Below are 20135 nucleotides of genomic sequence, written 5' to 3'. Positions count from 1 at the left end.
AATGAAATCTCATTTTTTTAATCCGCTTCGCTATTTGCTAAAAACTACTAAATTCTGGCAAGACAATCATTTAATTTTACGAGAGTTTAAACACTTTCGTAAGGTGACTATACTGGCCTTAGTCTTTACCTTTTTAGCAGCAACTTTTGAAGGTATAAGTATTGGCTTCTTACTGTCATTTTTGCAAAATTTAACTAATCCTAATGCTGCACCCATTCAAATAGGAATAGATTGGTTTGACCAGTGGATCTTAGGAGTTAATACCTCAGCAATTAGCAGATTATATCGTGTATCTTGTCTGATTTTGTTGAGTACGTGGATGCGTGCTGCTTTTAACTATTTCTCTCAAATATACACTGAATTTTGTCAATTATATCTTGGAGACAGGTTAAGAAAACAAATTTTTGAACAGTTGCAATCTTTGTCTCTGAGTTACTTTAGTACCACTCGTTCTGGGGAAATAGTTAACACAATTACCACAGAAATTGAGAAGATTAAACAGGGTTTTAGTGGTGGAGCATTTTTATTTACTAGAGGTTTGACAGTTGTTGTCTACTTCATTACAATGCTTTTACTTTCATGGCAGCTGACGCTAATTGCCATATTGTTATTTACTCTGTTAGCTGTTGGGTTATCAAATCTCAATGCTAGAGTGCGAGAATCCAGTTTTGGTACTTCAGTTGCGAATGGTAATTTTACATCAATAGCCATAGAATTTATTAATGGTATTCGCACGGTTCATGCTTCTGGTACTCAAGAATCAGAGCGTCAGCGTTACTACAAAGCTAGTAATCAAATAGTCAGCAGTTCAACTAAAGTTATTCTGATTTGGACATTAGTAAAACCCATTGCCGAAAGTGCAGCTACCACTGTGCTGATAGGTATGATTATTTTGGCTTTTAGTAGCTTTGTGGTGAATGGAACTTTACAAGTTAGTTCTTTACTCACCTTTTTCTTTGTACTGTTCCGTCTCGTACCATTCATTCAAGATATTAATGGCACAAGAGCTTTTCTTAGCACTCTCCAAGGTTCGGCCGACAATATTAAAAACTTGTTGAAACGAGAGGATAAAACCTACTTTCAAAACGGGAAAATTCAATTTACAGGTTTGAAAAGATCAATTGATTTAGTATCTGTAAATTTTGGCTATAGTCAAAATCAACAAGTGCTGCATGATATTACCTTAACAATTGAAAAAGGTAAAATGACAGCGTTAGTGGGTGCTTCTGGTGCTGGTAAAACCACAGTTGCCGATTTAATTCCTCGCTTTTATGATCCTACCGAAGGCTATATTTATGTTAATGAAATTGATGTGCGGCAATTTGAAATTAATTCTCTACGTCGCAAGATAGCTGTTGTTAGCCAGGATACTTTTATTTTCAATACTTCTGTGTGGAATAATATCGCTTACGGTACACCAGAAGCAACAGATGCAAAAATTCGAGAAGCTGCGCAACTGGCAAATGCAGAAGAATTTATTTTAGAAATGCCAGAAGGGTTTGATACAGAATTGGGAGATAGAGGTGTACGGTTATCTGGTGGACAAAGACAGCGACTTGCTATTGCTCGTGCATTGTTACGTAATCCAGAAATTTTGATTTTGGATGAAGCTACAAGTGCTTTAGATTCTGTATCTGAAAGATTAATTCAGGATTCATTAGAAAAGCTGGCTGTGGGTAGAACTGTAATTGCGATCGCTCACCGTCTTTCTACTATTGCTAAAGCCGATAAAGTTGTAGTTTTAGAACAGGGAAGAATTGTTGAACAAGGTAAATATCAGGAACTTCTAGAACAAAAAGGTAAGCTTTGGCAATATCACCAAATGCAGTATCAAATGGCTGCTAGTGAGAAAATTTAGCAAATTTGATCTTTTTTTCTATTCATTCATTGACACAAAGAATTAAGTTATCAAAACCTAGTGCAAGACTACTTAAAAATTTTCAATGCTGTTTGCTCAACCTCAACTTTTAATTATCCATTATGAAAATCACACTTACTTGTAATACAAGTTTAGGCACTGGTGGACAAGGTGTTTGTTTAGAGAATGCTGCATTAGGTTTAAATAAACTAGGAGATTTAACTATATTTTGTAGTGGCTTAACAGTGCCAAAAACCGATTTTACTGTATATCCTGTAGGTAATTCTCCTTGGAGTAAAAGATTATTAAGTACCCCCATTTTGCGTCGTCGTAATGATTGGGCTGTATTGCTAAGTGACTTATATTTTGATCAACAGGTAAGTAAAAAATTAAAATCATACCCCTGTGATTTAATTATGGGAGTAGCTGGACAAACTAACTTAGCATTTAAAGCAGCTAAAGCTCAAGGTGCAAAAGCTTGGTTATATTGTTTAAATAATTATCTGCCTTTTATGCAGCAGCAAATTCAGCAAGAATTAGATTTTTTATCTGATCCTACTGTAGCAACCATGAATCCTCAAATGCTCAAGAGATTTGCTGAAGAATGTCAGCAAGCAGATTTAATTATCGTTTTATCTGAAGTTGCTAAACAAACATTTATTCAAGCCGGATTCGCACCAGAAAAAATTAAGGTTCTCACTCCTTTTGTTGACACTCAAAGATTTCATCAAACTGTGAAAAATGATCAAGTTTTTCGAGTGCTGTATGTAGGAACTATTGAACCCAGAAAAGGATTGCCTTATTTAGTTCAGGCTTTTTTACAAGCTGATATCCCCAACTCAGAATTACTGATTGTTGGTGGTGCTTCTACTCGTGGATTAAGACAATTTATGACAGAAGTATTAAACAAACATAGCAATATTAAACAAGAATTTTGGAATTTTAGTCAAGATGATCCTACTGAAGTTTTTGGTAAATCTTCGGTTCTGGTTTTACCTTCTGTAGAAGATGGTTTTGGTTTGGTTGCACTAGAAGCAATGGCTTGTGGATTACCTGCAATTGTAACTTCTAATTGTGGTGCAGCGGATGTGGTAAATCATGGCATAAATGGCTTTATTTCTCCTCCTAGAGATGTACAAACTATGGCTAATCAATTGAGATTTTTAGCAGAAAATGAATCCATCAGAAGAAACATGGGAAAAGTTGCGAGAATAAATTCACAACAATATAATCAGGCACTTTATCAACATCAATTAAAGGAAATATTTTTAGAACAAGATTTAATTACACCAATTTTCAACTAAAAATTTCACTGAAAAAGGAACAACTCATGTTAACCATACATGAAAACATAATTGATCAGGATAAAATATATCACTGTTCTGGTGTTGATATCCGAGGAAACGGAGGGATGGAAACTTACATATCTTCCTTGATCAATTTTCCCATGCATGGAGTGATCAAGAACCATAGTAATTCTGTTAAGGATTTAGACCAAAGTCAATGTAAGTTACTCCACCTTCATGATCCAGAATTTTTATTAGAATTAACTGGGGAATGTCCAGCAGTATTTACACTGCATAATCATTGTACATACTGTCCCAGTGGTACAAAATATTTAGCCGATCGCCAAAAACAATGCGATCGCAATATGCACCCATTAGGTTGTGCTTGGGGACATTTGGTAGATGGTTGTGGTAGTCGCAGACCACAAAGAATATTTGAGAATTTGCGGAATAGCTATAATTTTCTTACCACTGCCAAAAAAATTAAGATTCCTGTAATTGCTAATAGTAATTATGTACGAGAGCAAATTATTAATAATGGTTTATCACCCGACCACGTAATTACACTTCACTGCGGTGTCCAACAGCCTACATATCCTACAGCATCTTTAACTGAAGAAATTCATCAAAATCAGCGCATTTTGTTTGTGGGTCGCCTTGTCCCCGACAAAGGAATTGAATGGTTACTGAAAGCTTTAGCCAAAACTAATTCGCAAATTCATCTTGATATTGCAGGTGAAGGTTGGATAAAAAGTAAGATGGAAAAATTAGCCCAAAAAATGGGTTTAACTAATCGTATTACTTGGCATGGTTGGTGTAATAAAGAAAAACTAAAAACACTTTATGAGCAGTGTTTGGCTGTGGTTTTTCCTAGTCTCTGGCCTGAACCTGCCGGCTTAGTCACTTTAGAAGCTTATGCCCATTATCGTCCGATCATTGCTAGTGGTGTTGGTGGAATTCCTGAATATGTACAAGATGGTAAAACAGGAATTCTCGTACCAGCTAATCATATACAAAAATTAGCAGATGCCATCAACCAACTAGCTACAAATTACCATCAAAGTCGAGCCATGGGCGAACAAGGACAAGCTTGGTTTCAACAAGAATTTACTCTGGATATTCACATTCAGAGATTAGAAACAATTTACGCCAAAACTATCGCTAATTTTAGCTTAAAAACTAGCAGAAATGAAAAAATAACTAACCTGAATTATGACTATAAATATTCAAATATCCGAACCTCTGATTAGCGTGATTATCCCTACTTATAATCGCCCTGAATACCTCAAACAAGCAATTAATAGCGCCGTTAACCAAACTTATCAAAACATTGAAATTATCGTTTCTGATAATTGTAGTCCTGAAAATCCTGAAAATTTAGTAGCATCTTTTTGTGACCCACGGATCAGATTTTGGCGACATCCAGAAAATGTGGGAATGCTCAATAATCAAATGAATGCCTTTAAAATGGCACAAGGTAAATATGTCGCTAGTCTCCATGATGATGATATGTGGGATCAGGATTTTTTAGCGAAACTTGTACCACATCTAGAAACTAATCCCAATTTGATTTTAGCTTTTTGTGACCAATATATTATTGATGGTCAAAGTCAAATTATTCCGGCAGCAACTGAAGAAAATTCCCGCAGTTATAAGCGTGATCAAATTGCTTATGGAATTCATGAAAATTTCCAACAAATTGCTTTAGTTGACAAAAGTATACCTACAGCAGCAGCTTGTTTAATTCGCAATGGTTTAATTAATTGGGATAGTATTCCTTCAGAAGTTGGGGGAATGTGGGATTTATATTTAACGTACTTATGTTGTATCTCAGGATATGGAGTTTACTATTATCCTGAAAAATTAACATATTATCGGGAACATGAACAAACTGATACATTGCTTAGTGGTAGACGTAATATACAGGCAAAAATTCGCAAAGCTAAAAGTGAAATTTTCTGTTACCAAACATTTATGGAAGATAAGCGTTTACAGCAGTTTCATTCACATTTTAGAAAGCTCTGGTTAGAAGCACATACAACTTTAGGAATTGGCTTGATGCTAGATCAACAAACCACAGCAGCACGTTCTTATTTTTGGCAAGCATTACAGAAACAAAAATTTAATTTGCGAACTTTAATAGCCCTGACTCTCAGTTTTACACCTCCCAAATTCACGCATAAATTACTGGGTGTTTAATAAACATTTAATTAACTAGAGAGGTTATTAGTGAAACTTTGCATTGTTACCCATAAAATTCAAAAAGGTGATGGTCAAGGAAGAGTTAACTATGAGGTGGCTAAAGAAGCCATAAATCGTGGTCATTATTTGACATTATTAGCCAGTGAAATCTCACCAGAACTAGCAGAAAATAGCCGAGTAAATTGGATTAAAATTCCTGTCAACGGATATCCTAGTGAATTTATTCGCAATTTTATCTTTGCTCAAAAAAGTGCTGCTTGGTTACGTAAACATCGCCATGAAGTAGATTTAATTAAAGTCAATGGTGCAATTACTAAAGGTGCGAGTGATGTAAATGCAGTACATTTTGTCCATAATTCTTGGTGGCGATCGCCTGTACATATTTCTCGTGAACATCGAGATTTATATGGTTTATATCAATGGCTATATACAGGGATAAATTCTTATTGGGAAAAACAAGCATTCCGTCAAAGCAAAGTTGTGGTTGCTGTATCTGGAAAAGTTGCTGATGAATTAGTAAACATCGGTGTCCCCCGTGATAAAATTCGCATTATTGTTAATGGTGTAGACTTACAAGAATTTACTCCGGGTATTTCTAATAGGCAAAAATTAGGTTTACCAGAAAATGTCACATTAGCCATGTTTGCCGGAGATATTCGCATTTCTCGCAAAAATTTAGATACTGTACTTCATGCCTTAGTTAAAGTTCCCGATTTACATTTAGCGGTTGTAGGTGACACCAAAGATAGCCCTTATCCGCAGATGGTCGCGGAACTAAAATTAAGTGATCGGGTACATTTTTTAGGTTATCGCCGTGATATGCCATTGCTGCAACAAGCAGCGGATTTTTTTGTATTTCCTTCCCGTTATGAACCCTTTGGCTTAGTAATAATTGAAGCAATGGCTTCAGGCTTACCAGTGATCACTGCCAAAACCACTGGAGCAGCTGATTTAGTAACACCAAATTGTGGAATTGTTTTACCCGACTGCGACGATGTTAATGCTTTAGTTGATGCCTTGAAATTATTAAATAGCGATCGCCTACTGCGCCAACAAATGGGTAAAGCTGCTCGCACCATTGCTGAACAACATAGCTGGACAATAATGGCACAAACCTATTTAGACTTATTTACAGAGTTAATGAAAAATGAGGAATACAGTTCTCATCCCCACCTATCGCCGTCCGCCGGACTTATCACGCTGCCTTACCGCACTGCAAGCTCAAACTAAGCCAGTTGATCAAGTAATTGTCGTAGTCCGGGATACAGATACGGAAACATGGCAATTCCTGGGGGAATTTCCGCCCCACAACCTACCATTGCAAATTGTCACAGTCACAAAACCGGGAGTAGTAGCGGCTCTCAACACCGGACTTACAGCAGTAAACGGAGACATAGTTTCCATTACTGATGATGATGCTGCTCCCCATCCTGACTGGCTAGAAAAAATCACTGCCCATTTTGACAGCGATGGTTGCATAGGTGCTGTGGGCGGACGTGACTGGATACACCAAGGCGAGAAAATAGAAACTGGTTCTTGTGCAAAAGTAGGGCGTGTAGAGTGGTTTGGGCGAGTCATTGGCAACCATCATTTAGGAGTAGGAAAACCTCGTGAAGTTGATGTCCTTAAAGGTGTGAATATGAGTTTTCGCACCCAAGCAATGGGGAAATTAAGATTTGATCAACGGATGCGAGGAACTGGCGCACAGGTACATTTTGAAATGGCATTTACTCTAGCTCTCAAACGTGCAGGTTGGAAAATTATTTATGATCCTAGCGTTGCCGTAGATCACTATCCTGCCCAACGTTTTGATGAAGATCAGCGGGAAAACTTTAATGAAATTGCCTTTACTAACTTAGTTCATAATGAAACCCTAGTTTTATTAGAACATTTACCACTTTTACGCCGAATTATCTTTTTATTTTGGGCAATCTTCATCGGCACTAGGGATAGTTTAGGAATATTGCAATGGTTGAGATTTTTACCCAGTCAAGGCATAATTGCCACTAAAAAATTACAAGCCTCTTTGCGGGGACGTTGGCAAGCATGGCAAAGTAATAAATTGATAATTGATAATTGATAATTGATAATTAATTGCTGAGGGGGTGACATAAATCTTTGAAATAGAGACTCAGCAAGGGTTTTAAACGATTGCACCATGAAAAAATAAACCTCATTTTTTGGCTTTATTGATTCCATTCTCAATAAACAAAACCCACAAGTCTTATTTTTATGTTGGAATAGGTTTCCCATTTGTTGTAAAAATTTTAAGGCTGACCCCTTTACCATCCTTATGTGATAAGGGTTTGAGCGGAAGTTGTCACCCCTTCAGAATTAATTGATAATTCGTAATTTTTCCCAATCACCAATTACCCATTACCAAAAAAGTGATTTCCAAACAGATCCTTTTCAATAGTTTTTTACAAACTAATTATTCCCCAGAAAAAAGATCAGCACAAGCTTGGATAGTCATTGCTGGCTTTATCTTGCTCACAGCAACTTGCTATTTTGGAGGTGCTGCTAATTTATTACGCTTAGTTTTTCCCGCATCTTCCTTCGTAGTTGCTGTATTTTTATACTTGCGTCATCCCATTCTTTACATTGGTTTTACTTGGTGGATTTGGTTTCTCACACCCTTCTTAACTCGGTTAGTTGACTATCGAATTGGTTGGGACCCCACCCGGCAAATGATGCTTGCACCTTATTTAGTGGTACTTGTTACTATTGCCAGTTTTATAAAATATTTACCTGGTGCTGTTCGTCAAGGAGGTTTACCTTTTGTTTTAGGTTTTATCGGGGTGATCTATGGTTTTTTAGTGGGATTAATTTTTAATCAACCAGTTCCAGTTATCCGCGGACTTTTAGACTGGTTAAGTCCCATTATTTTTGCATTTCATTTATTTATAAATTGGCGAGATTATCCCAGTTATCGTCAACACATTCAGCGGGTATTTTTATGGTGTGTTTTAATCACAGGAGCTTATGGAATATATCAATTTGTAGTTGCTCCTGAGTGGGATAAATTGTGGCTCATAGAATCAAAAATGTTTACCAGTTCTGGTAATCCTGAACCTTTTGAAATGCGGGTTTGGAGTACACTGCACTCACCAGGTCCCTTTGGTACTGTGATGCAAACCGGCTTGCTTTTATTGTTTACCAGTTCTGGTCCATTAATTTTTCCTGCCTCAGCAGCTGGTTACTTATCATTTTTGCTTTCACGAGTCCGTACTAGCTGGGGTGGCTGGTTGTTAGGGATAATTATAATTTTGGGTTCGGTAAAAGCCCGGATTCAAATGCGTTTAATTATGATCATTTTAGTAATGGCTATGTGTTTTGTACCATTGCTAAATATTGAACCTATCTCTGAAGTTGTGACTACTCGCTTGGAAAGTTTTTCTAATCTGGAAAAAGATACTAGTTTTCAGGATAGATCAAAATCTTATGATCGAAATCTCAATTTAGCCCTTTCTACTGCTCTTGGTAATGGTTTAGGAAATATCTGGAAAGTTAATGAAAAAACTGGACAAATTGAAGTGATTGTGATTGACAGCGGCATTTTAGATATGTTTTTTACTTTGGGTTGGTTCGGTGCTATACCTTATCTTGGTGGGTTGTTATTAATGCTTTTTAGTGTTAGTAACTATACTGAAGGAAAGTTGGATAGTTTTGTTAGTGCTGCTCGTGCTATTGGGATCAGTTCCTGCGCTCAGTTAATTATTTATAGTGGGATGTTAAGTGTGTCAGGTATGATTATGTGGGGATTTTTGGCTATGGCTATGGCAGCACATAAATACTATCAGCAGCAAGGAATGAAGATGTAATTAATTGGATTAGGATTTAGAACTTGAACAGTAAACAAAGGAGAGAACGCAAAGTTTCTCTTGTAAAGAACAAAATTCCCGATTTCTTAGAGAAGTCGGGAATTTAATCGCGTCATGCTATATAATCATTTTTATGTTTTATTAAAAAAGGCTGATTTTTAACTAATTTATTTTTTGCTGAATTAATTATAATCTAGCTGCTTTTTGGTAATTTCATCTTTTGTATGTATTATGTATGAGGTAATTATGAATCAAATTAATCGTGTGGCAATTGTTGGAGGCAGTCACGGTAATGAATTAATTGGAGTTTATCTAATCAAAAAGTTCCATAAACATCCAGATTTAATTCAGAGATCAAGTTTTGAAACTTTGTCATTATTCGGTAATCCTAAAGCTATTGCCAGTGGGAGCAGATACATTGATAAAGATTTAAATCGTTGCTTTACTGGAGACAATTTACCTGATGACAAAATTTATATTTATGAAGAATTAAGGGCTAAGGAAATTCAAGCAATTTTGCAACCACAAAACCAAGATTGTGTAAATGCAATTATTGATTTACATACGACTACAGCCAATATGGGATTATGTATTATTTTAGGTAATATGCACCCCCTATTATTACGTTTGGCGGCTCATCTGAGTGCAATTAATCCTTTGGTAAAAGTCTATATTCATCAGCAACCTAAAAACAGTGGTTTTCTCCGTTCTTTAAGTGAATTAGGTTTAGCTATAGAAGTTGGTGCTGTAGCTCAAGGGATTTTAAATGCGGAATTGTTTCAACAAACAGAGCAACTAATTTATGATGTTTTGGACTATTTTGAACAATTTAACCAAGGTAAAATTCCACAAAATAGTCACACCCTGACAATTTATCAATCTATTTGTGCGGTTGATTATCCTAGAAATGAAGATGGGGAAATTAAAGCGATGATTCATCCCCAACTTCAATTTAGAGATTATCAACCTCTTCATCCTGGTGAGCCAATTTTCCTCACTTTTGAAGGTGAAGCAATTTTATATGAGGGAGAGTCTATTGTGTATCCTCTCTTTATCAATGAAGCTGCTTATTATGAGAAAGGAATTGCTATGTATTTTAGTCAAAAAGAAGTTATTAATATATAGCAATAAATAGGTAATAGGTAAGGTAGATGAATTAATATTCCAGGTACATAGCTGACGGAAACAGATGGCTGAATGCTTACCTATTTACCTACTACTAATTCTTTAATTTGTATTGGGTTGATGACGGCATATTGTCTAGTTAACTCACGGTATACAGCCAATGTTTCCTCACTTACTCGCATGGCACTAAATCTTTCTAGATTTTGCTGGGCGCGTAATTTCCAGCTTTGTAATTGTTGAGGATCTTTGAGTAATTGCGCTAAGGTATTAGCCAATGTTTGGCTATCTTTGGGTGGAATAAGAATGCCAGCTTGACGATGATCTAAAGTTTCAGGAATGCCATCTACATCACTAGCGACAATGGCACAACCGGCTTCTCGTGCTTCTGTTAAAACTAAACCAAATGATTCACAATGTGAGGCGAGAACAAAGATATCTGTGGATAACATATATCGTTGGGGTTCTGGTTGGAAACCTTCAAAATGAATACGTTTGCGTAGTTGATAGCAGTTTTTAACCATGTTCTCAAATATCGCACGATCAGGACCTTCTCCTACTAAATAAAGATGGGCTTGAGGAAAATCTTTAGCAATAAGTTGGAAAGCTGCAATTAACTCACCAATACCTTTTCTAGTATACATTCCTGCGACTGTAGTAATCGCTGGATGATGTAATTTTTTAGGTTGATAATCTTGGATTTTTCTATGTCGAGGACTGCCTAAAGTACCGTTAGCAACTACTCTTAATTTTTCGGCGGGAATACCACGACGAATCATAGAATCAGCTACTGCATGACTAACTGCAATTACCCGATCTGCTAATCCCATTAATACTGCACTACGTTGAAATTCATTATGTACAGTGGAAACTAAACTATATTCATGATTATTTCTCAAAATTCCTGCCAGTACAACTCCTGTCATCATGTGGGCATGAACAATATCTGGTTGAAATTCTTTGATAATTTCTCGATAACGCCAGGCGGCTTTAATGATGTTTAATGGTGTACGTGATTGATTGAGTTGAAAATGCTCAATTCCATGATTTGCTAATAATTTTTCGTATTCTCCACCTGCTGAGGCGACAGCAACTTTAAAACCTTGTTTTGATTGTAAACAAGCTAAGTCTACTGCGACATTGACAATTCCGTTACCGATTTTTTGAACATGGTTCGTAATGTGTAGTATTCGCATTTATTTTTCTCCACGGCAATTTTTTAATAAAAATTTCATCATGCAAAAAATGTTGAAATTTTAGCTTTTAGCTTTTGATTCAATACATAAAAATTAACTATGAAAGAAAATTTCCTCTGAAGATAAAAATCGTTTTATAAAGCCGGGTGGTAGGGTTTGCATTTGGGAAGGATAGGCTGCGATCGCTCTTTTTTTCTTTTCTTGGACTGAGGTAATTGATAAGCGATACGCTGATTTAATATCGTTTAATTTTAAGAGGATAAATAAGGGCGCTCTCCAAAATGCCCAAATAGGATATTGTAGGAGTTGGACTTTAATTCCACTCTGGGCGATCGCCTCTTTTACCAAGTAATATGTAGCTTCATGATCTCTATGACAATCTTTACGGTGTGGAACATAAACTTCTCCTGGTTGATAACGTTTTAACAGTTCGGAAATCTGATCTATTGTTTGTTGTTTTTCTTCAGGGTTTAAATCTGGTAAACTGCCATCTTCTTTATCCAAAAAGTGAATTTCTGAAGGCGATACACCTAAAATACTTAACGCCTTTAAAGATTCTTGTTTCCGAATTTGAATAATTTGATTTTGAATATTTGTATCTGTACCATGCGAACCACGTCCATCGGTTAAAAAAGTGACGGCTACTTTTATTCCTTGTTCCCGTTTTCGAGCGATCATTCCACCACAACCCAAGGTTTCATCATCTTGATGGGGAGAAAAAACCATTGCAGAAGCTTCACTAAATTGAAACTGTTCACTTCCCCAACCTAAAATAAATTTTGCAAGTAAACTAGCATGAATATATTGGATTGTATTTAGTAAATTGCTGGGAATTAATTTTTGTAATTCCATCAACGTTGTTTTTAGCATATTTTTTTACTTCCTCTACTTTTATTTTAATTTATTCTCTTAACAGAGTCTCAAGCATTGAAAATCATGTCAAAGGACAAAACCTTAATTATCATCATATTTAAATAAAATCAGCGAAATTTATTAATTTTGTAAATTTGTGCTATAAATATGAAGATTAAATTTTCTCTGTCTCAGCATACAAAAAATGTTATTTGTTCAACTTAAAAATCATGATTGGATGGCAAATTATCCAATATTCTGACTCATGTACGGGTTTAGCAATGCTAAACCCGTACTGAATCCTAAATGCTGGATTTTTACACTTAATCCAATAAGTTGGATAACCTAATTTTTAGGAAATTGGTAAACGATAAATAATCACTTTTCCTTTCCAGTTTTCTTCCACAAACACTAAATATTCACCATTACGACGACGAAAAGCGCGGATACCGTGGGGAATATCCACCCAACCACTTTCTCCACCAACTTCTGGACCTGGACTAAATTTTTTTACAAGTTTGCCTGTAGTGGCATTATAGATATTAACCTCCGCAGTTTTAGATGTCACTGTAAATACATAATCTCCTGCTACACTCATGGAGGCGGTAGCAATTTCTCGTTTACCAGTGGTGTCATAAGGAATGACAGTTCGCCATCGAGGAGTGCGATTTCCTTGACTCCAATTATCAAATCTGGCAATTTCTGAGCCGACAACTCCCCAATCATCACCAATAGCAGGATGTTCAACAGTAAAACCTGACAAATACATCGTATCTGTTTCGGGAAAATATTCAATTCTTCGCAAATCTTTAAAGAAGCTAGGAGTCTTTTCCTTTTGCATGGAACGATAGTTATAAATCGGATTTCCTTTACTATCTAATCCCTGTAAAGGATAATGGCGAATACCATCTTCTGTTCGCAAAGCTTTCCAAACATCGCCTTTTGTATCTACCCACCAACCTCCTAAATAGGGATAATCTTCACTCCTATCATATTCATTTTGATCAAATGCACCATTACCATTTTTATCTCGCCAAATCCATTCTCCTTTAGCTGGTTGATATGGTGGCCAATTAGCTTTTATTCCTTTTATTCCTGGACTATCCACATTAGTTTTAACAAACATTCCGGCAGGAATTGCAATTTCACCATCTGTATTTGGTTGAAACCGATAAATTTGTAGAAAACTGCTATACATATCTGTCAGGAATAAAAAAGGCTTTCCTTGAATACGACGGAAAATAGGAGCATCTGGAGATGTATGTAGACGCGGATCTTGAGGATATTTGAAAGGATTTAAAGTATAAGCTTTATATGTCCACTGTTTACCTGCTGGTTTACTGTAATCCATCCAATATTCTTCTTGTTTGGTGAAAAGATTAACACCATCACTTTTAGGATCAGTATCGGCATTATCAACAAAGATTAAACCAAGTAATTGCCATTGCAGTTTTCCCGATGGGGAGAATTTTCTTAAATCTGTTCCTGAATTATTAAAGCCATTATTATTGATATACAGATTACCTGCGCTATCTGCTCCAACGGCTGTAATACCATAAAGTTTTAAATCTTGCACTTCTCCAGGAACACCACTATAAATCCCATTTTTAGTACCGAAAGTTCCTACCTGTACAGGTTTGTTTTTAATGTTGTAAATTAGTACCTGTTGCCGGATGCCATTTTCTGCTACTAATAATCTATCTTGTTTGTTGATTGGTTGATAAATGGCGATCGCTGTAGGATCAACCACATCTACAATTTGTTGGGGTAATTTTTTACCACTTTGATCATAATTAACTATTTTAGCTGCTGTGTTACCTTTTTTATTTTGAATAATCCATAAATTTCCTCGTGGATCAACGGCTATTCCTCCCGGATTGGTAACGCTAAATTTACCCATTTCTTGCATTGTTTCTGTATTGAAAATATGCACAATGTTGGCATCAGCATTACTCACAAATAACTTATTATCTACCATTGCTAAACCAGTAACTTCGCTTTTGTCACTGATAATTAACATACTTTTATCCCAACCATTTCCCCCAGGAAAAGGTGCAGGTTTTCCCGTTAAATCATAGCGTCTCACACAGTACCAAGTTTTACCCTCTGAAGGATAACCTTCTTTTTTACTACTCATTCCTCCCTGTCTCATAGCAACATAAATATATTTGTTATTGGCTGTAACCGCTTTCCCACCAAGACGATACCAACCATGCAAATCTTCCAGGAAACCTATGACTTTACCATCTTTATAGATAGCTGCTTCCATGCCAGCTTCATCCCAAATACTGTTAGTGTAAACCAGTCCATTTCCTGTAACATACATGGCATCTATATAGTTTTGTACCCGCAGTTCTCCCTTGCCAATAGTATTACCCAGCCAAGATGTTTGATAATTAAATACTGGTGCTGTGGCTGTTTGAGTTGTGGCTTTTTCCATTGTCATTCCCGCAAAGATGACAATTAAGCTACAAGTGAAACACAGTAAAATTTTGAAAGCTATATTTTGTCGCCAGTACCTACTCCTAACTACATTATTGATAACTTGAATTAGCTGTTGTTGAATTTTTTGAATTTGTGAAGTGAATCTGTTTTTCATAAAATTGCTATGGCTGCATATTGGCAAAAATGAGTTGCTAAATTATGCTTTTGCTTTTTGATATCTTGTTCCTTTTCTAAAAACCGTAGCGGAGAAAAGACACAGAAACATCATTGGTACTAAATATCAATAAACTAACAAATAAATGTTGCATTTTAGGTAATTTCATCAGAACTTTATCAAAAAAATATATTTTTGATATTTTCTCATCTGCCAATATTCTGATTTTTCAGAAAAATAATTTATCTTCCCCTCGCAACTTGTTAATTATAATACAATATTCATCAAAACCTAGTTCTGTAGATAGATAGAAAGCTTGAGAAAATATTTAATTATCAAAGGTGCGGATTTAATAGATATCAATGATATTCATAATCACAGTAATAATTTTACTAAGTACAAAATCCCAAGACTTCCTGTATTCAGGAAACGCGATATATAAAAATAATTTATTCAAAAACTACCTGATTTACAAATTTTTAACCGGATTAAACTAAAGGTTTGTTAATTGATGATTGTGAGCATTAATTGTATCGTTTCAGACTTACCTATTAAATAGGTTTCATTTTGTGAGGAAGTTAAGGAGATAATTAGGTGGAAGGTATGACAACAACTCAGGAATTAGCTTCTGCGTCTATCCTCACCTTGGGAACAGGTTGGTTTCCCAAAACACCAGGAGGATTAGAAAGGTATATTTATGAACTAACTCAAAAATTAGCTATAAATAAAGACCGCATAGAATTATGTGGAGTAGGTTTACCAGATGACAAAAATACACTCATTAAGTCAAATATTAAGTTAAATAATTTAGCATCTCCAGATAGTCAAATTTGGAAAAGATTATGGTCTATTCGGACTAACTTCCAAAAAACTAGGTTATATCAACCTGATGCAATTAATTTACATTTCGCATTATATAGCTTTCCGATTTTGGATCTTTTACCGAAAGAAGTACCAATTACTTTTAATTTTCATGGTCCTTGGGCTTCAGAAAGTAAGGAAGAAGAAGTAAATAAAAACCTCAGTATTTGGATGAAGAAGCAGTTGATAGAAAAAAATACTTATAATCGGTGCGATCGCTTTATTGTTCTCAGCCAAGCTTTTGGTAATATTTTACATCAACAATATCAAGTTCCCTGGGATAAAATTCATATTATCCCCGGTGGAGTAGACATCAATCACTTCCAATATAATCTATCTCGTCTCGCAGCTAGAAAACAACTAGGTTGGCCAACGGATCGACCAATATTATTTACCTCTCGTCGTCTAGTTTATCGCATGGGAATTGATAAGTTATTACAAGCAATAGCGATAATTAAACCCACACTTCCTGATATTTGGTTAGCTATTGCTGGACGTGGACATATTCAAAATTTACTACAACAACAGGTGATAGAACTAGGACTAGAAAACAATGTTAAATTCTTAGGTTTTTTGCCAGATGAACAGTTACCAATTGCTTACCAAGCTGCCAATTTAACAGTAATGCCTAGTCAATCTTTTGAAGGTTTTGGTTTAGCAATTGTGGAATCTTTAGCCTGTGGTACTCCGGTTTTATGTACACCGGTAGGGGGAATGCCAGAAATTTTACAGGGTTTTGCACCAGCTTTAATTACTGATTCAATCACTGTTGATAGTATTGCTGATAAATTAGAACAAGCAATGTTAAGAAAAATCATTTCACCTTCTAGAGAAGACTGTCGTAATTATGCAGTACAAAATTATGATTGGAATCATATTTCTCAACAAGTAAGACAAGTTATTTTAGCTGATAAAAATTGATAAATTAAACGCAGATAAACGCAGATGAGGGGAAATGATAATGAAGGTTTTATTTTTAGATCAAAGTGGTAAACCTGGTGGTGCTGAGTTATGTTTGTTAGATATTGCTAAACCCTTTGCTGATACTTGTTTAGTTGGTTTATTTGCAGATGGTGATTTTAGAAAGTTACTGGAAATTAATCATATTCCTGTGGAAGTTTTAGCAACTCAAGCTATTAATGTTAAAAAGCAAAGTAGTTTATTTACAGCATTAGCTAGTTTAGGACAACTCACACCTTTAATTAATAAAGTAGTTCAACGCGCTAGGGAATATGATTTAATTTACGCTAATACTCAAAAAGCTTTAGTTGTCGGTGCAATAGCGAGTTTTTTAGCACGTCGTCCTTTGGTTTATCATTTACATGATATTCTATCTTTAGAACATTTTAGTAACACTAATCTCCGGGTTGCTATTACTTTAATTAATCGTTTTGCATCTTTAGTAATTGCTAATTCTCAAGCTAGTAAAACTGCATTTATCCAAGCTGGAGGAAAAGCTGATCTTGTGGAAGTTGTCTATAATGGTTTTGCTAGTGAAAATTATCAAATCTCTGAAAATGAACCTCAGCAATTAAGGCTAAAATTAGGATTAGAGGATAAATTTGTCGTGGGACATTTTAGCCGTCTTTCTCCCTGGAAAGGACAGCATATTTTAATTGATGCTTTGGCAGAATGTCCAGAAAATGTTCATGTTATTTTAGTCGGTGATGCTTTATTTGGTGAGGATGAATATGTACAAGAATTACACCAAAAAGTACAAGCTTTAAATTTAGAAAACCGAGTTAAATTTTTAGGTTTTCGTGATGATATTCCCCAATTAATGTCAGCTTGTGATTTAGTGGCACATACATCAATTGCACCTGAACCTTTTGGGAGAGTTATTGTTGAAGCAATGCTGTGCGGTAAACCTGTGGTTGCTGCTAAAGCTGGGGGTGCAATAGAATTAGTTGAAGATGGGATCAATGGTTTTTTAGTTACACCAAATAACCCCCAGGAATTAGCACAGGTAATTAATAATTGTGTTCAGGAAAAAGACATGATGCAAAATATCGCTAATTATGCTAGAATTAGTGCTAGTCAACGTTTTGATGTGAATATTATTAATCAGCAAATTCATCAAAAAATTCATCAAAAAATTCAAGAACTATTAACAACATAATCACAACCAAAATCAGAATTTTTGGCTTTTCTCTGCGTTCTCTGCGTCTCTGCGGTTTGTTCCAAAAAATCCGCTCTCAATATAATATAATCAAAGACTGCTAATCATCAATGTTGGGTTTCCTTACGTCAACCCAACCTACATCTAACTACGCTGCTTCCCGCATTGGTGAGGTTATGTTAACTTCAGGAAAAGGAAGAGAAAGTTGTTCTCCTGGGGGTGCTGCTGCTTCTTCTAATACCTTGACTTCAATATTAACACTGACTAAATAACTACCCGTATCCGCACCTACAGCTTCAGCAATTAATTTTGCTATGTCTGGACGTTTTGCGGTCAGAGGATCACGTAAAATACAACGATCCCATTCATGCTTGGCAGTTGGATTAAGATTGAGAATATAGTGCTTCATCATAGTAATATCCTTGTAATACCCTTGAATCCATCTTCCAGATGTTGTTTAGAGGTCGGACACGATGAATTTATTATAGTACAAGTATACTATTCTGTCAAGAGTTCAAGCTCCGATACAACCCAAACCAGTTCGTATAACGGGGATAACCCCCGCCAGCGACTGGTTTCCCTACAAAAAAGGAGGGATTGAAGTTTGTTTTACTGATTAAAAACGGATTTAGGCAAAATTAGAGAATGCTAACCCAGAATTATTGGTTTTGATCTTGATGATTGATTCCTAAAAAGGATGAACCATTATTTGCAGAAGTTAAATACTGAGAATCATTAACCCAGATTGACTGTTGAGGTACGGGAATATGAATTCCAACTTCATCAAAAGCAATTTTTAGACGACGACGATATTCTCGCGCTACATCCCATTGTTTGAGGGGTTGGGTTTTGATCCAAACACGAATCATCATCCCGCGATCGCCAAAATTATCAATTCCCAAAATACTGGGGGTTTCAATAATTTGTCGTTTCCATTGAGGTTCTTGATTCATCTGGATAGCGACATTTTCAATTAATTTCAAAGCCTCATCAATATCAGTTTGGTAAGAAACTGGAATAGTTAAATCAGCACGGGACCAGCGATTAGAAAGATTAGCTACAACTTTAATTTCGCTGTTAGGAATTGTAATTAATCTTCCTTCTGAATCCCGTATTTGAGTCATTCGCAAATTGAGATTTTCCACTAAACCACCCACATTTCCCACAGTAATCACATCACCCAAAGCATATTGATCTTCAAGAATAATCAAAAAGCCATTAATGGCATCTTTAATTAAGTTCTGAGAAGCCAAAGATACAGCCACACCAATTAAACCAGCACCAGCTAAAAGAGGAACAATATTTATTCCCAAAGCAATTAAGGACATTAGGATTCCTGCACCTACCCAAATAATGATAGTGATACTTTTAGTAACCCCAGAAAATGTGGATATTCTCAATTGCAAACGTTCGGAAGTTTCTGGAGTTAGTAATGCTCCACCACTGATGATAGTAGAGGTAAAATGATCTATAATGGCATAGGTAAACCTTACTGTTAGATATGTTCCCACACCAACAACTATTAATTTAATGGGAATTTTGGCAATGGTGAGAATCCCAATTTGTAGGGCTTGGGTAGCAGGAAATAGTCCTAAAATAATTAAACTACCACTGACCCAAATTCCAGCTTGTGCAAGTTGAAATAGTCGGGTTTTAACTTCTTGAAGATGTCGCTCTTGCTGTTTATTTAGTAATGTAGTGATGGGTTGATCTTCTGAGGAATCAGAGTCAGAGACTTTGAGGAAATTATTACTTAAACGTTTTTGGAAACGACGAACTCCCCAACTCATGATTACCATAGCGATGGTAGTACCAGAGGCGATCGCCAATTGTTCTAAAAATTGATTTTCTTTTTCTTGCTGTGATTGAGTTAATGTTGTTTTAGTAAATGTAGTTTTATGTAAACTTTCTGGTATTTCTGGTAAATTATTCGGTGTCTGGGCTGTAGCTTTAGGTATAGGTGCAATGGATATGATCATTGAACCCGTAATCGCTAAAAATTTACCTAGCACTTAAATACCTCCTTGGGTAATAGACATTTTGTGGTCATGAAATGTGTATAACCACGAAACCCCTGTAGGGACAATTCATGAATTGTCCCTACGATAATTTTTACCAGATGTGTCATCATCTATGTAAGGATTTAGCAATTATAGTATTACCAGAGAAAGATGAAAAAACCAAAAGTTAGATTGGGTCTTAATCTTACTTATATTGAA

15 protein-coding genes are annotated in these 20135 nt (G+C 35.8%); 10 read left to right on the top strand and 5 right to left on the bottom strand.

Annotated features, from left to right (window positions below):
- Nucleotide 1: 1 nt before the first annotated feature.
- The 8 genes from hepA to IQ237_RS15830 all read left to right on the top strand — a co-directional run bounded on the left by hepA (nucleotide 2) and on the right by IQ237_RS15830 (nucleotide 10292).
- Complete coding sequence (gene hepA, locus IQ237_RS15865; protein WP_194056794.1) at nucleotides 2-1858, top strand: heterocyst formation ABC transporter subunit HepA; 1857 nt, start codon at nucleotides 2-4, stop codon at nucleotides 1856-1858.
- Nucleotides 1859-1980: 122 nt separating this feature from the next.
- Complete coding sequence (locus IQ237_RS15860) at nucleotides 1981-3162, top strand: glycosyltransferase family 4 protein (RefSeq protein WP_194056792.1); 1182 nt, start codon at nucleotides 1981-1983, stop codon at nucleotides 3160-3162.
- A 26-nt stretch (nucleotides 3163-3188) separates the two neighbouring features.
- Complete coding sequence (locus IQ237_RS15855; protein WP_228020355.1) at nucleotides 3189-4394, top strand: glycosyltransferase family 4 protein; 1206 nt, start codon at nucleotides 3189-3191, stop codon at nucleotides 4392-4394.
- Entirely contained in the window at nucleotides 4357-5343 is a 987-nt protein-coding gene (locus IQ237_RS15850) for a glycosyltransferase family 2 protein (protein WP_194056790.1), read from the top strand. Before IQ237_RS15855 ends, IQ237_RS15850 begins: the two co-directional genes overlap by 38 nt.
- A gap of 30 nt (nucleotides 5344-5373) precedes the next feature.
- Complete coding sequence (locus IQ237_RS15845) at nucleotides 5374-6576, top strand: glycosyltransferase family 4 protein (RefSeq protein WP_194056788.1); 1203 nt, start codon at nucleotides 5374-5376, stop codon at nucleotides 6574-6576.
- The gene (locus IQ237_RS15840) at nucleotides 6494-7426 is read left to right on the top strand and encodes a glycosyltransferase family 2 protein (RefSeq protein ID WP_194056786.1); all 933 of its coding nucleotides are present in this window, start codon (nucleotides 6494-6496) and stop codon (nucleotides 7424-7426) included. The genes IQ237_RS15845 and IQ237_RS15840 overlap by 83 nt, the downstream gene beginning before the upstream one ends.
- A 307-nt stretch (nucleotides 7427-7733) precedes the next feature.
- On the top strand, nucleotides 7734-9167 hold the full coding sequence (locus tag IQ237_RS15835) for an O-antigen ligase domain-containing protein (protein WP_194056784.1): 1434 nt from the start codon (nucleotides 7734-7736) through the stop codon (nucleotides 9165-9167).
- Nucleotides 9168-9413: 246 nt separating this feature from the next.
- Entirely contained in the window at nucleotides 9414-10292 is an 879-nt protein-coding gene (locus IQ237_RS15830; protein WP_194056782.1) for an aspartoacylase, read from the top strand.
- Nucleotides 10293-10372: 80 nt separating this feature from the next.
- Here the strand turns inward: IQ237_RS15830 and IQ237_RS15825 are convergent, their stop codons facing one another.
- The 3 genes from IQ237_RS15825 to IQ237_RS15815 form a co-directional block, all read right to left on the bottom strand.
- Complete coding sequence (locus IQ237_RS15825) at nucleotides 10373-11485, bottom strand: glycosyltransferase family 4 protein (protein WP_194056780.1); 1113 nt, start codon at nucleotides 11483-11485, stop codon at nucleotides 10373-10375.
- Between the two features lie 93 nt (nucleotides 11486-11578).
- Nucleotides 11579-12355 carry a PIG-L deacetylase family protein gene (locus IQ237_RS15820; RefSeq protein ID WP_194056778.1) on the bottom strand — a complete coding sequence of 259 codons (777 nt, stop codon included), beginning with the start codon at nucleotides 12353-12355 and terminating at the stop codon, nucleotides 11579-11581.
- A gap of 334 nt (nucleotides 12356-12689) precedes the next feature.
- The gene (locus IQ237_RS15815) at nucleotides 12690-14936 is read right to left on the bottom strand and encodes a hypothetical protein (RefSeq protein ID WP_194056776.1); all 2247 of its coding nucleotides are present in this window, start codon (nucleotides 14934-14936) and stop codon (nucleotides 12690-12692) included.
- Nucleotides 14937-15539: 603 nt separating this feature from the next.
- On the opposite strand from IQ237_RS15815, the gene IQ237_RS15810 reads away from it, so the two are divergent.
- Together IQ237_RS15810 and IQ237_RS15805 are read left to right on the top strand one after the other, a co-directional pair.
- The gene (locus IQ237_RS15810; RefSeq protein WP_194056774.1) at nucleotides 15540-16718 is read left to right on the top strand and encodes a glycosyltransferase family 4 protein; all 1179 of its coding nucleotides are present in this window, start codon (nucleotides 15540-15542) and stop codon (nucleotides 16716-16718) included.
- Between the two features lie 40 nt (nucleotides 16719-16758).
- The gene (locus tag IQ237_RS15805) at nucleotides 16759-17916 is read left to right on the top strand and encodes a glycosyltransferase (protein WP_194056772.1); all 1158 of its coding nucleotides are present in this window, start codon (nucleotides 16759-16761) and stop codon (nucleotides 17914-17916) included.
- Between the two features lie 148 nt (nucleotides 17917-18064).
- Here the strand turns inward: IQ237_RS15805 and IQ237_RS15800 are convergent, their stop codons facing one another.
- Together IQ237_RS15800 and IQ237_RS15795 are read right to left on the bottom strand one after the other, a co-directional pair.
- A complete protein-coding gene (locus tag IQ237_RS15800) occupies nucleotides 18065-18328 on the bottom strand; it encodes a hypothetical protein (RefSeq protein ID WP_194056770.1) in 264 nt (87 codons plus the stop codon).
- A 247-nt stretch (nucleotides 18329-18575) separates the two neighbouring features.
- Nucleotides 18576-19928 carry a mechanosensitive ion channel family protein gene (locus tag IQ237_RS15795; RefSeq protein WP_309225770.1) on the bottom strand — a complete coding sequence of 451 codons (1353 nt, stop codon included), beginning with the start codon at nucleotides 19926-19928 and terminating at the stop codon, nucleotides 18576-18578.
- Between the last annotated feature and the right edge of the window lie 207 nt (nucleotides 19929-20135).

It is taken from the genome of Sphaerospermopsis sp. LEGE 08334 (genome assembly GCF_015207205.1).
Taxonomy (GTDB): Bacteria; Cyanobacteriota; Cyanobacteriia; order Cyanobacteriales; family Nostocaceae; genus Sphaerospermopsis.
Note: the sequence above shows the minus strand (reverse complement) of the source record. Positions and strands in the feature narration are given on the sequence as shown.

What these genes read in the sequence shown, in the direction of transcription:
- IQ237_RS15830 (WP_194056782.1), top strand. Translation starts at nt 9,414, where the DNA reads ATGAATCAAATTAATCGTGTGGCAATTGTTGGAGGCAGTCACGGTAAT.
- IQ237_RS15810 (WP_194056774.1), top strand. Translation starts at nt 15,540, where the DNA reads ATGACAACAACTCAGGAATTAGCTTCTGCGTCTATCCTCACCTTGGGA.
- IQ237_RS15820 (WP_194056778.1), bottom strand. Translation starts at nt 12,355, where the DNA reads ATGCTAAAAACAACGTTGATGGAATTACAAAAATTAATTCCCAGCAAT.
- IQ237_RS15850 (WP_194056790.1), top strand. Translation starts at nt 4,357, where the DNA reads ATGACTATAAATATTCAAATATCCGAACCTCTGATTAGCGTGATTATC.
- hepA (WP_194056794.1), top strand. Translation starts at nt 2, where the DNA reads ATGAAATCTCATTTTTTTAATCCGCTTCGCTATTTGCTAAAAACTACT.
- IQ237_RS15855 (WP_228020355.1), top strand. Translation starts at nt 3,189, where the DNA reads ATGTTAACCATACATGAAAACATAATTGATCAGGATAAAATATATCAC.
- IQ237_RS15825 (WP_194056780.1), bottom strand. Translation starts at nt 11,485, where the DNA reads ATGCGAATACTACACATTACGAACCATGTTCAAAAAATCGGTAACGGA.
- IQ237_RS15805 (WP_194056772.1), top strand. Translation starts at nt 16,759, where the DNA reads ATGAAGGTTTTATTTTTAGATCAAAGTGGTAAACCTGGTGGTGCTGAG.
- IQ237_RS15800 (WP_194056770.1), bottom strand. Translation starts at nt 18,328, where the DNA reads ATGATGAAGCACTATATTCTCAATCTTAATCCAACTGCCAAGCATGAA.
- IQ237_RS15840 (WP_194056786.1), top strand. Translation starts at nt 6,494, where the DNA reads ATGAGGAATACAGTTCTCATCCCCACCTATCGCCGTCCGCCGGACTTA.
- IQ237_RS15860 (WP_194056792.1), top strand. Translation starts at nt 1,981, where the DNA reads ATGAAAATCACACTTACTTGTAATACAAGTTTAGGCACTGGTGGACAA.
- IQ237_RS15815 (WP_194056776.1), bottom strand. Translation starts at nt 14,936, where the DNA reads ATGAAAAACAGATTCACTTCACAAATTCAAAAAATTCAACAACAGCTA.